The organism is Aeromonas sp. OTU364, from assembly GCF_038440395.1.
Lineage (GTDB): Bacteria > Pseudomonadota > Gammaproteobacteria > Enterobacterales > Aeromonadaceae > Aeromonas.
On record NZ_JASATR010000024.1, the window covers coordinates 1 to 14485 of the forward strand.

Genomic DNA, 14485 nt, shown 5'->3' on the forward strand with positions numbered 1-14485 from the left:
TCAAAAAAACCCCCCCCCCCCCCCCGGGCCCCCCCTCTTCTCTTTTATGGGGCACAGGGCCTCAACCCAGCTTGGCGCCGTTCTCCACCGCCTGCTCCGGGATGGCCATCACCACGGCGCCATCGGCCCGGTAGAAGCCGGTCAGCAGAAACTCCGACTGGATGGGACCTATCTGCTTGGCCGGGAAGTTCACCACCGCGACGATCTGGCGCCCCACCAGATCCTCCGGCTGATAGAGATCCGTTATCTGGGCGCTGCTCTTGCGCACCCCGAGCTCGGGGCCGAAATCCGCCCACACCTTGTAGGCGGGCTTGCGCGCCTCGGGGAAGGGCTCGACCCGCACCAGGGTGCCCACTCTCAGCTCCACCATCTCGAACTGCTGCCAGCTTATGGTCTGCATCTTGGCTCCTCCTTTCACACACCTTGCATTGGCTCCAGCATGCCTCGAAACGGCAGCCCCTGTCTTCGGCAAGGAGCCGGACTGTTATGGCTGCGGGCCGTTTTGCTGGCGCCAGCGGGAGGGGGTGAGGCCCGTCTCGGCCAGGAAACGCTCGGCGAAGGCGCCCTGATCCTGATAGCCGCAGCGGCTGGCCACCTCGCCTATGGGCAGGGCACTGTGAGCCAGCAGGGTACGTGCCAGCGCCATGCGCCGCCCGCGGATGTAGTGGGAGGCGCTCATGCCGAACTGCTGGCGAAAGGCGTGCTTGAACTGGCTCTGGCCGAGGCAGGCAACAGCGGCGAGCCGCTGGTTGCCAAGAGGCTCGGCGAGGTGGGCCTCGATGTGGCGCTGCACTCTTGTCATGCGGGGGGCCAGGGTGGGGCCCATGCCCTGACCCTGGGCCAGGAGGCCCAGCCAGACCTGCTCCATGCCGGTTACATGGCGACCCTGACGCACCATCTGATGCAGGAAGGCGAGGTAGTGGCGCTGGGGCTCGTCCAGGGGGATGAAGGGGCGCTCGCCAAGGGCCTCGGGCAGCCAGTGGCTCTCCTGCACCAGGAAGGAGAGCGCCGGGTCGGCGGCGTAGTCGTGGCGAAGACCGGGGGCGATGACGCAGGCAAAGCCAGGGGCGAGGCGACGACCCTGGCCCTGCACCTCGATCTCGAGGGGGCCGTCCAGGGGGATCACCAGCTGGGCGAAGTCATGGCTGTGGCTGCTGATGTCGCTCTGGTAGCGGCGCAGGCTGAACGGGCTGGGGGCAGATAGGGATGACGCGGCACCGGGCCGCGTCATCGAAGAGGGGGGATTATGTGCCATGGGCCACCGGATTACTCGGCGTCGAAATCTTCGATCTCTTTGCCGAGCGCCTCCATGATGGCGCGGGCCTCGGCGGGGACGCTGTCCGGATGGTCCTTGCGCAGATCGTCGTCACAGGGCAACGGCTGACCGGTGAATGCGTGCAGGAAGGCCTCACAGAGCAGCTCGCTGTTGGTCGCATGACGCAGGTTGTTCACCTGGCGACGGGTGCGCTCATCGGTCAACACCTTCAGCACCTTGAGCGGGATCGAGACGGTAATCTTCTTGACCTGTTCGCTCTTCTTGCCGTGCTCCGCATAGGGGCTGACGTAGTCGCCGTTCCACTCTGTACCCATGTTCCACCTGTTCTCGTTTGGCCGTGAGCGCGGATTTTAACCCTTAAGGAATTCAATGGCAATCCAACAGCAAAGCCATTTAGACGTCTGGAAGTGTTGACGGCTTTTTTAAGGTGGCGTAGTGTGATGCACCATGGGCCGGCACTCCGGCCTGCGCAAATGAGAGCGGGGCAGGACGACCCACGAGGCGGACCGGCTCCGGCAACACATCAAGGAGAGTGACATGACCCACAAGGCCACCCTGGCGGTACGCACCGGGATTGAGACAGACACACAACACGGTGCCGTGGTGCCCCCCATCTACCTCTCCAGCAACTACACCTTTGCCGACTTTGGCGAGCCTCGTCAATACGATTATGCTCGCTCGGGCAACCCGACCCGCACCAATCTGGCGGACGCCCTGGCGGCCCTGGAAGGGGGCGCCGGCGCCGTGGTGACCGGCACCGGCATGGGGGCCGTCCACCTGGTGACCACGGCCCTGCTCAAGGCGGGGGATCTGCTGATCGCCCCCCACGACTGCTACGGCGGTACCTGGCGCCTGTTCGAGTACCTGGCGGCCAAGGGCCACTACCGGGTGCAGTTCGTCGATCAGGGGGACGAGGCGGCGCTCGCCGAGGCCCTGGCGCAGCAACCGGCCCTTGTGTGGGTAGAGACCCCCTCCAACCCGCTGCTGCGGGTGGTGGACGTGGCCGCCATCGCCGCCGCCTCCCATGAGGTGGGTGCCAAAGTGGTGGTGGACAACACCTTCCTCTCCCCGCTGCTGCAACAGCCGCTCTCGCTGGGGGCCGACGTGGTGGTGCATTCGACCACCAAGTACATCAACGGCCACTCCGACGTGGTGGGCGGGGTCGCGATCGCCAAGGAGGCCGAGCTGGCCGAGTCCCTGGTGTGGTGGGCCAACTGTCTGGGGCTCACCTCCGGCGCCTTCGACTCCTACCTCACCCTGCGCGGTCTGCGCACCCTGGCGCCGCGCCTGCGTGCCCATCAGGAGAATACGGACAGGATCCTGGCCTTCCTGCAGCAGCAGCCGCTGGTCAAAAAAATCTATCATCCCAGCCTGCCGAGCCACCCGGGCCACGAGATTGCGCGCCGTCAACAGTCCGGCTTCGGCGCCATGCTAAGTTTTGAACTCGATTGCAACGAGACGGGGCTGCGCGCCTTCCTCGCGGCGCTGCGCCTCTTCTCGGTGGCGGAATCCCTCGGCGGGGTGGAGAGTCTGGTGGCCCATCCGGCCAGCATGACCCACAGGGCCATGACTCCGGCGGCGCAGCAGGCGGCGGGCATCAGCGCCCAGTTGCTGCGCCTCTCGGTGGGCATAGAACACGGTGAAGACCTGGTGGCCGATCTGGCTCAAGGCTTTGAACAGGCGCAGTTGGCACAACAGGCAGAGCAGGTGAAGTAATGGAACAGCAACAGCAAGGAGAGAGTGCGGTGGCGGCAGAGAGAGCCTTGAAGCGGCGTCATGTGCACAAGTTTGGCGGCAGCAGTCTGGCGGATCCTGTCTGCTATCGCCGGGTCGCCAGCATTCTCGAACAGCAGGCCGAGCAGCAGGGCGGTGGCAGGGAGCTGGTGGTGGTCTCCGCCGCCGGCAAGACCACCAACCGGCTGATCCAGCTGGTGGAGCTGGCCGAGGCGGGTGACGAGGCCGCAGGGGAAGCCATCACTGCCCTGCACGCCTACCAGCAGAGCCTGATCGACGGCCTGCTGGAGGGGGAGTTGCTGCTCGACTTGAGCCAGCAGCTGACCGATGACATGCAGCAGATCGCCAAGACCCTGGAAGGGCAGTTTGATCGCTTCGAGCGCAACGGCCTGCTGGCCTTTGGCGAGGTGTGGTCGGCGCGCCTGCTGGCCGCCCTGCTCAGCAGCCGCGGCGACAAGGCCATCTGGCTCGACGCCCGCAGCTTCCTGCGCGCCGAGGATGGCGCCCTGGTCAAGGTCAATACCGCCATCTCCAGCGAGCTGCTCAAGGCCCGCCTGGCGGAGCATCCCGGTCGCATAGTGGTGACCGGTTTCATCGCCGCCGACATGGAGGGGCGCTCCCTGCTGCTCGGCCGCAACGGCTCCGACTACAGCGCCAGCCTGCTGGCCGCCCTGGCGGACGGGGAGTCCACCACCATCTGGAGCGACGTGGCCGGTGTCTACAGCGCCGATCCGCGCCGGGTGAAGGAGGCGCGCCTGCTGGAACGCCTGAGTCTGGCGGAGGCCAACGAGCTTGCCCGCCTCGGCTCCTCCGTGCTCCATTCCCGTACCCTGCAGCCGGTGGCCGACAGCCGCCAGCGCCTCACCCTGCGCTGCAGCTACAACCCGGACGAGGGCTGCACCCATATCCTGCGCCGGGCGCCGCGCTCCGGCGGGGCGCGCATCGTCTCCTCGGTGGATCAGATAGCCCTCATCGAGCTCAAGGTGCTGCCCCAGACAGGTTATGAGCAGACGGTGGCGGCTATCGAGGCCCATCTGGCCCGCCATCGCCTCCACCCGCTCACCCTGCAGCGCCAGCCGGATCGGCGGGTGCTGCGCCTGGCCTACACCCTGGAGGTGGCACAAGGGGCCTTCGAGGTGCTGCGGGACTTCCAGCTGCAGGGCAGCTTCACTGGCCTCATCCAGAAAGAGGGGTTCAGCCTGGTGGCCCTGGTGGGGGCAGGGGTGACCGACAACGCCGAGCAGTGTCACCGCTTCTATCAGCTGCTGGCGGATCAGCCCCTGGAGTTCGTCCAGGTGGCCCGAGACGGCCTGAGCCTGGTGGCCGTGCTGCGCCAGGTGGTGCTGGAGCCCCTGCTCATCGCCCTGCACAGCGCCCTGTTCAGCCGCCCGACCCGGGTTGGACTGGTGGTGTTCGGCAAGGGCAACATAGGGGGTCACTGGCTGGCACTCTACGCCCGGGAGAAGGCGCGGCTCGAGCACGAGCTCAATCTGGCGCTCACCCTCTACGGGGTGTTCGACTCCAAGGGAGGCCTGCTGGATGAAGAGGGGCTGGATCCCCTCAAGGTGCGCGACAACTTCAACCCCAAGCCGCTTATCTGGCCTGAACTGCTCTCCCAGCTGGAGCAGCACGGTTTTGACTCCCTGATCGCCCTCGACATGACCGCCAGCGAGACGGTGAGCCGCTACTACCCGGACTTCGCCCAGCTCGGCTGCCACATCATAGCGGCCAACAAGTTTGCCGGCGCCGCCGACAGCGAGTTCTACCAGCGCATCAAGCAGAGCTGCCGCGATCACCAGGTGCAGTGGCGCTACAACGCCACCGTGGGGGCCGGGCTGCCCATCCAGTCTAGCATCCAGATGCTGCGCCAGAGCGGGGATCGCATCCAGGGCGTCTCCGGCATCTTCTCCGGTACCCTCTCCTGGCTGTTCCAGCAGTATGACGGCAGCCGCCCCTTCTCCGAGCTGGTGGACGAGGCCTGGCAGCACGGCCTGACCGAGCCGGATCCACGGGAGGATCTCTCCGGTCAGGACGTGCGCCGAAAGCTGCTGATCCTGGCGCGGGAGGCGGGCTTTGAGCTCGACTCCGCCGACATCGAGCTGGAGAACCTGGTGCCCGTCTCCCTGCGCAAGGTGAGCACGGATCAGTTCATGGACAGGCTCAAGGAGCTGGATGATCCCATCCAGACCGCGTTCGAGGGGGCACGCCGGGTCGGCAAGGTGCTGCGCTACGTCGCCCGTTTCGAGCACGACGGCAAGGCGCGGGTCGGGCTGGAGAGCCTGGAGCCCCACCATCCGTTCGCCAACCTCCTGCCCTGCGACAACGTGTTCGCCATCGAGAGCGACAGCTATCGCACCAACCCCCTGGTCATTCAGGGGCCTGGGGCGGGGCGCGAGGTGACGGCCGCCGCCATTCAGTACGACTTGTGGCAGATCTGTGCCAGCCTGTAATGGTTGAGAGCAATGAAGAAGAGGCGCCCAAGGGTGCCTCTTCTCGTTGGTGGTCGCAATGCCTTACCAGAACAGCCTGCCCAGCAGGGGGGCGAGCAGCACAGTCGCCATGCCGGCTATCATCATCACCATGCTGGAGACCACCCCCTCCTCGTTGCCCATCTGGTACGCCCTGGCGGTGCCGGCGCCATGGGCGGAGGCGCCAAAACCCGCCCCCTTGCCGAGGCGGCTGCGGATGGCGAGCACCGTCAGCACACTCTCACCCACCGCCATGCCGATCACCCCGGTCAGCACCACGAACAGGGCGGTGAGATCGGCGTTGCCACCCACGGAGCGGGTCGCCTCCACCGCGAAGGGGGTGGTGATGGATCGCATGGCCATGCTGCGCTGCAACAGCTCGGAGAGGTTGAGCCAGCGGGCCAGCAGCACTGTGCTGCCCACCGCCATCACCACAGAGGCGATCACCCCCACTGAGAGGGAGAGCCAGTGGCGGCGCATCAGCGCGCGGTTCTCGTAGACGGGCACCGCGAAGGCGACGGTGGCCGGGCCCAGCAGCCAGAGCAGCCAGTGGGATTCGGCCATGTAGTCCTGATAGGGGATGTGGAACAGCACCACCACGGCCACCAGCAGGGCGGGGGCCAGCAGCAGCGGCATCAAGGGCAGGATGCGTTTCTTGCCATAGAGCCACTTGCTGGCGTAGTAGAACAGCAGGGTGAGGGCGAAGCAGAGCAGACCGAGCAGGGTGTCAGACATGGCGGCGACTCCGGCGGGCCAGCTTCAGCTCCAGGCGATAGACCCTGTCCACCACCAGGGCCGTGGTGCCGAGCACCAGCACAGTGCTTGTCACCAGCACCACCATGATGCGCCACCCCTCCTGCAGCAGCAGATCCTGATAGTTGACCACGGCCACCACGGCGGGCACGAAGAACAGCAGCATCTCCGCCAGCAGCCAGCGGGCCCCGGCGCTGAACCACTGGGCCTTGACCACCCCGAGCAGGATGCAGACCAGCAGCAACAGCATGCCGGTGAGGTTGGCGGGCAGGGGCAGGTGGAAGGTGCGTACCGCGGTGTCGGCCAGCAGCCAGATGGCCGCCAGCAGGGCGATTTGGAAGGGGGTTTGCAACCAGCGAAGGCAGAAGGCTTTCATGATGGGCGTCTTTCTGTGAACCTGGTCACAGTATAAGCGGGGGCCAAACCTGCAAAAAATGAATTTAAATTATGAAAAATATGCCAAATTGGCATTATTTGGTGATTACCCCAGACGAGCGTCCCATGGATATCCGAGCCCTGCGTTACTTTGTCGAACTGGTGCGAGAGAAGAGCTTCACCCGCGCCTCCGAGAAGCTGTTCGTCACCCAGCCCACCATCAGCAAGATGATCCGCAGCATGGAGGAGGAGCTGGGCCAGCCCCTGCTCAATCGGGAGGGGCACAGCTTCACCCTGACCGACAGCGGCCAGGTGCTGTTTGCCCGCGGCCAGCTGATCCTGGCCCAGATGCAGCAACTGGAGGCGGAGCTTGCGGATCTGCAGAGCCTGCAGCACGGGCGCCTGGCGCTGGGCATCCCCCCCATGGTGGGCCACGTCTATGCGGATCTCATCCGCGCCTACCGCAGCCGCTACCCCAAGGTGGAGCTCTCCATCGTCGAGTACGGCGGGCGCCGCATCGAGCAGGCGGTGCTGGAGGGGGAGCTGGATCTCGCCATCACCATGTTGCCGACCAGGGAAGAGGGGGTGCTGAGCGCCCTGGAGCTGGACTGCTATCCCATTCAGGTGGTGCTGCCTGACCTGCCCCGCTGGCGCGGGGATAGCGAGATCCGGCTGGCGGATCTGCAGGAGGAGCCCTTCCTGCTCTACACCCAGGCCTTCACCCTGAGCGAGCGGCTGGAGCAGGCCTGTCAGCAGGCGGGCTTCGTGCCCCAGGTGGCGGCGCGCAGCAGCCAGTGGGATTTTCTCACCGCCATGGTGCGCAGCGGCATGGGGGTCGCCTTCCTGCCCGAGCCCATCTGCCGGCGGCTGACCCCGGACGGCCTGGTGCTGAGGCCCTTGTTGCCGGAGCTGAGCTGGCGGCTCGGGGTGATCTGGCCCGCGAAGCGCTACCTCTCCCGCACCGCCGAGGCCTGGCTCGCCCTGTGTCGCGAGCAGGGGGCGCGGGGCTAGGCGCTACTTGCCGACCTTGTCCCCCTGTGTCGCGAGCAGGGGGCGCGGGGCTAGGCGCTACTTGCCGACCTTGTCCCCCTGTGTCGCGAGCAGGGGGCGCGGGGCTAGACGCTACTTGCCGACCTTGTCCCCCTGTGTCGCGAGCAGGGGGCGCGGGGCTAGACGCTACTTGCCGATCTTGTCCCCCTTGTCGTGGGGAGGCACACCGAAGGCATCCCGGGCCGGATCATAGAGATAGGATCTGTAGTCGCTCCCCTCGCCGGGCAGCTGGGGGTTGCTCAGCCTGAACAGCTGGCGCGAGGCCAGCTGGGTGAACGCCAGGGAGGGTTGGAAGTGCTGGCGCCAGAGCCGTTTGAGTGAACCGTCCTGCCAGGCCAGCCGCAGGCCGAGCTGGATTCGCTCGCGCTCCTTGTCGTAGGTGGCATGGCTGTAGAAGGCGTGGATCAGCGGGTAGAAGAGGGCCACATGGCGATCGACGGCGAGGGTCGGCAGCCTGGGGTGGTGGGTCTCCCACTCCGCCAGTATCTCGTTGGCGCCGCGACAGAAGAGATCGACCCGGCCACGGGCCACCATGCGAAACAGCGACTCGTAGTTGTCCACCTCCTGCACCTGGAAGCCGTTGTGGCGCAGGATGTCGGCATCCTGCCACTCCTTGCCTGTCCCCTGACTGAACGCCTGAAGCTGGGCCAGGGTACGGACCCCGGCCAGATCCTTGGCGCGGTCAGCCGCGACGAAGCAGACCCGGTAACCGAGAATGCCGAGATCGATGGGGAAGGGGATCAGGCTGACCTCGGGGTGAGGCGTCTTCTGGGGCCAGCTGTCGACGATGAAGAGGGCACTCTTGCCCGGTTTTTGCACCTCGAGCCGCATCCGCGCCTTGTTCATCTTCAGGGAATCACGCAGTTCGTAGTCGCCGTATTGCTGGCGGGTCTTCTCCAGCGCCAGCCGCATCGCCTCCCGGTAGTAGTCCATGCGGGCATCCTGTTCGTTTTCCGGGCTGAGCAGGGTAAATCGGGTGGCCGCCATCGGGGAGGAGGAGAGGGAGAGCGTGAATAGCAGGAGCAGGAGTCGATACATCTTGGCCGGGTTCTACAACGGGATTGTGCCCATTATAGTTCGCTGCCCCACCGGCGACACAGCCCTATTGGCCCCCGGCTCCTCTGACCTCTTGGCCTGGCCCCAGACGGCTTTCATAAGCAAACCCGATTGGCGACACAGTGGATTGCCCCAACGCCTCTGACTTGTGTGGCTCGTCTCAGACGGTTTCCATCAGGGCGCCCAGCTGGCGACACAGCCGGCGCAGGGTCTGGTTGTCGAGGCAGCCGAAGCCGAGCAGCCAGCCCTCCCGGGTGGGAGGGGCGAGGTGATACTGGCCCAGGGGGCGCAGCCCCAGCCCCCGGGCGTTGGCCGCCTCTGTCCAGCGGGCCTCGCCCCCGGCGGGGAGCAGCACGGCGCACTGCAGCCCGGCGCCGCTGTGGATGGGGGTGAGCCTGGGGCAGTGCTCGGCCAGCTCGGCCAGCAGCAGATCCCGCCGGCTCTGGTAGACGAGGCGGCTCTGGCGCAGGTGAGTGGCGAAGTGCCCGGCGCGGATGAAGTCCGCGGTGACCGCCTGCTGCAGCTGGTTGCTGTGGCCGTCGACGGCGGCGCGGGCCCGGCTGAAGGCCTCCATCAGGGGGCGTGGCAAGACCAGGTAGGCGAGGCGCAAGGAACCAAACAGCACCTTGCTGAAGGTGCCCACATAGAGGACGCGCCCCTGGCCATCCAGCCCCTGCAGGGCGGGGAGCGGCCGCTGATCGTACTGGTACTCCCCGTCGTAGTCGTCCTCCAGGATCCAGGCCCCGCGCCGCTCGGCCTCCGCCAGCAGCGCCATGCGGCGCGGCAGGCTCATGGGCACGCCCAGGGGGTACTGGTGGGCCGGGGTGCAGTAGATGAGCCTGGGGCTGGGGTGTTCGCCGGCAGGGTTGAGCCCCTCGGCGTCCACCGGCACCGGATGGATGCGGGCGCCGGCGCTCTCCATGGCGGTGCGGGCTCCGGGATAACCCGGATCCTCCACCCAGACGGTGTCACCGGCATCGATGAGCAGCTGGGTCGCCAGCAATATGCCCTGCTGGGAGCTGGTGAGGATCAGGATCTGCTCCGGCTCGCACACCACGCCCCGCGACTGCACCAGGTAGCTGCTGATGGCGGTGCGCAGCTCCCCGAGCCCTTGCGGATCCCCGTAATTCATCCAGTCGCTGGCCCCCCGGCGCCACTGCTGCTGCATCAGGCGACCCCAGAGAGCCTGGGGAAAGAGGCGGGGATCCGGCTGGCTGGAGGCAAAGGAGTTGCCCACCTCGGGCACCTCGTGGCAGGCCCCCCCTTGCGCCAGCTCCTGACCACGGCGGGAGAGCCCCGCCGCCGACTGGGGCGGGCGCGGAGCGGGGCGCACCGCCGCCAGGGCGACGAAGCTGCCGGCCCCCACCTTGCGCACCAGATACCCCTCCGCCTCCAGCCGGCCATAGGCCAGCTCCACAGTGCTGCGGGAGACGCCGAGATCCCGGGCCAGCATGCGGCTGGCCGGCAGCCTGCCGTGCAGCGGCAGATGGCCCGCCAGTATTGCCTCCCGCAGGGTGCGCACCAGCTGTTCGTGCAGGGGAAGATTGTTTTGCTGCTGGTCGGCAAAGAGGGTCGGCAGGACTGTCATGATTGGCCTCCGCGGTGCCGGGGCAGATGGCCCCCCCATCCGGATATAGCCTCCCGCAGGGTGCGCACCAACTGCTCGTGCAGGGGAAGATCGTTTTGTTGCTGGTCGGCAAAGAGGGTCGGCAGAACTGTCATGATTGGCCTCCGCGGTGCTGGGGCAGATGGCCCCCCCATCCGGATATCGCTTCACGCAGGGTGCGCACCAGCTGTTCGTGCAGGGGAAGATCGTTTTGCTGCTGGTCGGTAAAGAGGGTCGGCAGGACTGTCATGGCACTTCCCGTTGCGGATAAATTGGTCTGCCCATATTGGCAAAATTGGTCGGCGTGGCAAGGCCATTTTGTCGCTACATTGGTGGACAAGGAAGTGAAGCAACCCCATTGGCAACACACATTGGCTACAGAAGGAGTCTGCATGTCGGAATACAGTGCCACCATCAGCTGGCAGCGAGGGGCCAGCGAGCCCTTTGTCGATCAGCGCTACAGCCGGGCCCATGAGTGGGCGTTTGACGGCGGGGTCAGGGTGCCCGCCTCCTCCTCCCCCCATGTGGTGCCCTTGCCTTACTCGGTGGCCGAGCACGTGGATCCCGAGGAGGCCTTCGTCGCATCCCTCTCCAGCTGTCACATGCTGACCTTCCTCTGGCTGGTCGCCAGGGCGGGTTATCTGGTGGAGAGCTACCGGGATGAGGCCGTCGGCGTCATGGAGCCGAACGAGCGTGGCCGCCAGTCCATCACCCGGGTCGCCCTACGCCCCAGGGTGGTGTTTGGTGGCGAACGCCGGCCCGATCTCGCCGCGCTGGAGCGGCTGCACCACCAGGCCCACGAGGAGTGCTTTATCGCGAACTCGGTCAACACCGTCGTCACCACAGAGATAGCACTGTAATCACAAGGAGCATCAGGATGAGTCATGTATTGAGTACCGGGGTTGCGAGCCCGCTGGAGGCCAGCGCCTTCTTCGAGGCCCAGTTGAAGTTTCGCACCGATCCGGCGGATCTCGCCGCCGATCTGCTGGCCGGGGAGGCGGGTGAAGGGGGCAGCATAGTGGTCATCGACACCCGCTCCCCCGCGCACTACGCCGAGGGCCATATCCCGGGCGCCATCTCCTTCCCCCATCGCACCATGAGCCCGGCGACCACCCAGGGGCTGTCGCGGGACAGGGTCTATGTCTGTTACTGCGATGGCATCGGCTGCAACGGCTCGACCCAGGGAGCGTACAAGCTGGCGGCGCTCGGCTTCAGGGTCAAGGAGCTGATCGGCGGCCTGCACTGGTGGCGTCAGGACGGCTTCGCCGTCGCCACCGGCAGCGAACCTGGGGTGCTGCTGGAAGGGGGGATCGCCTGTGCCTGCTGAACCCCTCTTCAGCGGCCATGGCCAGCCCCTGGGGAGTGCGCTGCCAGACTGGCGGGGTGCCGAGTTTCCCCCTCACCGCGTGCTGAGCGGCTGGGGCTGTCGCCTGGAACCGCTCGATCCCGAGCGCCACGGCGGCAGCCTGTGGCAGGCCTTCAGTGCCGACAGCGGGGCCATGTGGACCTATCTCACCAGCGGCCCCTTCGAGGATGAGGCGGCCATGCTGGCCTGGCTGCGAGGCGTCGCCGCCAAGGTCGATCCCCAGTTCTATGCCATTGTCGATGCGGGGAGCGGCCGGGCGCTGGGGCTCGCCAGCTACCTGCGCATCGACCCCGCCGCGGGCAGCGTGGAGGTGGGCTGGCTGCACTTCTCGCCGGCCCTGCAGCAGTCGCGGCTGGCGACGGCGGCCATGGCGCTGATGATGGCCAATGCCTTCGCCCTGGGGTATCGCCGCTACGAGTGGAAGTGCAACGCGCTCAACGGGCCCTCGCGCAAGGCGGCGCTGCGTCTCGGCTTCAGTTACGAGGGGACCTTCCGCCAGGCCCGGGTGGACAAGGGGCACAGTCGGGATACCGCCTGGTTCTCGGTGATAGACGGCGAGTGGCCCGCCCTGAAGGGCAGTTTCGAGCGCTGGCTGGCGGAGGATAACTTCGACGAGCAGGGGCGCCAGCGGCTGCGACTCTCGGAGCTGACCGCCGAGGTGCATTGCACCTAGGCGAATGAGTGGTAGCGACAAGGGCGGCATCGAGCCGCCCTTGTCATCTCCCCAGCCATCTCCCTTCTCTGCACGCGGGCCACCTTCAGGTCCCGAAGCAACCCAGGCCTTTCTCTTTACATCTTCCCCCTTGCATTAACTTCCGCTTACTGTATTTTACATTTAAAGGTTTTAGTCTTTCGAACGAAAGCGAAGAGGAAGGGAGCGAGGGATATCATGGCTGACACTTTTACCTGTGAAACACTGCCCGCCGATCACAAGGCGGCTATCCGCGAGATGAAGCGGGCGCTGCGCGCCCGGCTTGGCGATGTGAACGCGCTGTTTCGGCGGCTGAGCCAGAGGATCGAAGAGCGCCTTGCCGAGATTGAACGGCTGAAGGCGAGTGGAGACCCCGTGTGGCCGGTGCTCGATTATCGCGATGTCGCCGCAGGCTGCGTGCCGGAGTCGGTGCGTGAGCTGATCAAGCGGCGGGGTTGTGCCGTCATCAAGGGCCATTTCCCCCGCGAGCAGGCGCTGGCCTGGGATCAGTCGATGCTGGCGTACCTGGACCATAACCGCTTCGACGACATCTACCAGGGCCCCGGCGACAGCTTCTTCGGCTCCCTGGAGGCCTCGCGGCCCGAGATCTATCCCATCTACTGGTCACAGGCACAGATGCAGGCACGCCAGAGCGAGCAGATGGCGTCGGTGCAGTCCTTCCTCAACCGGCTCTGGACCTTCGAGCGCGATGGCAAGCGGTGGTTCGACCCCGACATCAGCGTGATCTATCCGGACCGGATCCGCCGCCGCCCGCCCGGCACGACCTCGAAGGGGTTGGGGGCCCATACCGACTCGGGGGCGCTGGAGCGCTGGCTGCTGCCGGCCTACCAGCGGGTGTTCGCCAAGGTCTTCGATGGCCGGCTCGACAGCTATGATCCCTGGGATGCCGCGCACCGCACCGAGGTGGATGAGTATACGGTCGACAACACCACCAAGTGCTCCGTCTTCCGCACCTTCCAGGGGTGGACCGCGCTCTCCGACATGATCCCGGGGCAGGGTTTGCTCCATGTGGTACCCATTCCCGAGGCGATGGCGTACATATTGCTGCGTCCGCTGCTGGACGACGTGCCGGAAGACGAGCTCTGCGGCGTCGCGCCGGGCAGGGTATTGCCCGTCTCCGAGCAGTGGCACCCCTTGTTGATCAAGGCCCTGTCCTCGATCCCTGCGCTGGAAGCGGGTGATTCCGTCTGGTGGCACTGCGATCTCATCCATTCGGTGGCCCCGGTCACCGACCAGCAAGGCTGGGGCAACGTGATGTATATACCGGCGGCGCCCATGTGCGACAAGAACCGGGTCTATGCGCACAAGGTGAGGGCGGCGCTGGAGCTTGGCGTCTCGCCGGGCGACTTCCCGCGGGAGGACTACGAGACCGACTGGCGTGATCGCTTCACCCCGGCCGATCTGAACCGCAATGGCCGACGGGCGCTGGCGATGGAGGATTGATGGCCTCCTTCGTCAGCTGTATCGGGTTGGCGCCTTGAGGTGCGACCCGTCACGGGACAGGGAGAAACGACAAGGGCGGTCATCGGGCCGCCCTTGTCCTCTGCATCGCTTGCGCAGTATCACTCGCCTATGGGGGCGGCAATCCAGTTCATCAGGCGCACCATGTCTTCCGGGGCTACCCCGACCGAGAGGCCGCGCTTGCCGCCACTCACCAGTATCTCGTCAAAGGCCATGGCGGAGTCGTCCAGCACGGTCGGCAGCAGCTTCTTCTGGGCCAGCGGGCTGATGCCCCCCACCTTGTAACCGGTCAGCTTCTCGGCGTCGGCCGGCTTCATCATCTCCACCTTCTTGAGCCCGGTGGCCTTGGCGAGCTGCTTGAGGCTGCACATGCCGGAGGAGGGGACTATGGCGACCACCGCCTGCTTGTCGTGGTGGGCCAGCAGAGTCTTGAACACCTGAGCCTGGGGCAGGCCCAGCTGGGTCGCGGCATGCTTGCCGAAATCGTCGTGGGCCTCGCACTCGTAGGGGTAGAGCTTGTGGGGGATCTTGAGCTTCTTCAGCAGGTTGATGGCGGGTGTCATGGGGTCTCCTCGGGCCGAAACAAGGCCAGACAGTCTGCGCCCGGGCGACGGGCATGGCAAGTGTC

At 66.2% G+C, this 14485-nt stretch carries 15 protein-coding genes; 7 read left to right on the forward strand and 8 right to left on the reverse strand.

The window, feature by feature from the left end; genetic code table 11:
- Positions 1-61: 61 nt before the first annotated feature.
- The 3 genes from AAHB08_RS19080 to metJ all read right to left on the reverse strand — a co-directional run bounded on the left by AAHB08_RS19080 (position 62) and on the right by metJ (position 1590).
- Positions 62-400 (reverse strand): tRNA-binding protein, encoded by a 339-nt coding sequence (locus tag AAHB08_RS19080; protein ID WP_005327160.1) that lies wholly within the window; start codon positions 398-400, stop codon positions 62-64.
- 84 nt (positions 401-484) lie between these two features.
- Positions 485-1231, reverse strand: a complete 747-nt coding sequence (locus AAHB08_RS19085) for an AraC family transcriptional regulator (protein ID WP_342059821.1) — start codon at positions 1229-1231, stop codon at positions 485-487.
- A gap of 35 nt (positions 1232-1266) precedes the next feature.
- Positions 1267-1590, reverse strand: a complete 324-nt coding sequence (gene metJ / locus AAHB08_RS19090; RefSeq protein WP_005327165.1) for a met regulon transcriptional regulator MetJ — start codon at positions 1588-1590, stop codon at positions 1267-1269.
- 223 nt (positions 1591-1813) lie between these two features.
- On the opposite strand from metJ, the gene metB reads away from it, so the two are divergent.
- Positions 1814-2992, forward strand: a complete 1179-nt coding sequence (metB, locus tag AAHB08_RS19095; protein WP_139433955.1) for a cystathionine gamma-synthase — start codon at positions 1814-1816, stop codon at positions 2990-2992.
- The gene (locus AAHB08_RS19100; protein WP_202047245.1) at positions 2992-5460 is read left to right on the forward strand and encodes a bifunctional aspartate kinase/homoserine dehydrogenase II; all 2469 of its coding nucleotides are present in this window, start codon (positions 2992-2994) and stop codon (positions 5458-5460) included. The genes metB and AAHB08_RS19100 overlap by 1 nt, the downstream gene beginning before the upstream one ends.
- A gap of 63 nt (positions 5461-5523) precedes the next feature.
- On the opposite strand, the gene AAHB08_RS19105 is transcribed toward AAHB08_RS19100, so the two are convergent.
- Complete coding sequence (locus tag AAHB08_RS19105; RefSeq protein WP_139433957.1) at positions 5524-6213, reverse strand: LrgB family protein; 690 nt, start codon at positions 6211-6213, stop codon at positions 5524-5526.
- A complete protein-coding gene (locus AAHB08_RS19110; RefSeq protein ID WP_042648380.1) occupies positions 6206-6607 on the reverse strand; it encodes a CidA/LrgA family protein in 402 nt (133 codons plus the stop codon). Before AAHB08_RS19110 ends, AAHB08_RS19105 begins: the two co-directional genes overlap by 8 nt.
- Positions 6608-6732: 125 nt before the next feature.
- Here AAHB08_RS19110 and AAHB08_RS19115 point away from each other — a divergent pair, with 125 nt between their 5' ends.
- A complete protein-coding gene (locus tag AAHB08_RS19115) occupies positions 6733-7617 on the forward strand; it encodes a LysR family transcriptional regulator (protein ID WP_342059786.1) in 885 nt (294 codons plus the stop codon).
- Positions 7618-7782: 165 nt separating this feature from the next.
- Here AAHB08_RS19115 and AAHB08_RS19120 read toward each other — a convergent pair whose 3' ends face one another.
- Complete coding sequence (locus tag AAHB08_RS19120) at positions 7783-8694, reverse strand: hypothetical protein (protein WP_342059787.1); 912 nt, start codon at positions 8692-8694, stop codon at positions 7783-7785.
- Between the two features lie 178 nt (positions 8695-8872).
- The gene (gene pdxR / locus AAHB08_RS19125) at positions 8873-10300 is read right to left on the reverse strand and encodes a MocR-like pyridoxine biosynthesis transcription factor PdxR (protein WP_342059788.1); all 1428 of its coding nucleotides are present in this window, start codon (positions 10298-10300) and stop codon (positions 8873-8875) included.
- Between the two features lie 410 nt (positions 10301-10710).
- On the opposite strand from pdxR, the gene AAHB08_RS19130 reads away from it, so the two are divergent.
- The 4 genes from AAHB08_RS19130 to AAHB08_RS19145 all read left to right on the forward strand — a co-directional run bounded on the left by AAHB08_RS19130 (position 10711) and on the right by AAHB08_RS19145 (position 13839).
- A complete protein-coding gene (locus AAHB08_RS19130; protein ID WP_342059789.1) occupies positions 10711-11178 on the forward strand; it encodes an OsmC family protein in 468 nt (155 codons plus the stop codon).
- Between the two features lie 17 nt (positions 11179-11195).
- Positions 11196-11645 carry a rhodanese-like domain-containing protein gene (locus tag AAHB08_RS19135; protein ID WP_139433960.1) on the forward strand — a complete coding sequence of 150 codons (450 nt, stop codon included), beginning with the start codon at positions 11196-11198 and terminating at the stop codon, positions 11643-11645.
- Complete coding sequence (locus tag AAHB08_RS19140; protein WP_342059790.1) at positions 11635-12357, forward strand: GNAT family N-acetyltransferase; 723 nt, start codon at positions 11635-11637, stop codon at positions 12355-12357. The genes AAHB08_RS19135 and AAHB08_RS19140 overlap by 11 nt, the downstream gene beginning before the upstream one ends.
- 216 nt (positions 12358-12573) lie before the next feature.
- Positions 12574-13839 carry a DUF1479 domain-containing protein gene (locus tag AAHB08_RS19145; protein ID WP_342059791.1) on the forward strand — a complete coding sequence of 422 codons (1266 nt, stop codon included), beginning with the start codon at positions 12574-12576 and terminating at the stop codon, positions 13837-13839.
- A gap of 119 nt (positions 13840-13958) precedes the next feature.
- Here AAHB08_RS19145 and ybaK read toward each other — a convergent pair whose 3' ends face one another.
- Positions 13959-14420, reverse strand: coding sequence for a Cys-tRNA(Pro) deacylase (ybaK, locus tag AAHB08_RS19150; RefSeq protein ID WP_139433963.1), 462 nt, complete (start codon positions 14418-14420; stop codon positions 13959-13961).
- Between the last annotated feature and the right edge of the window lie 65 nt (positions 14421-14485).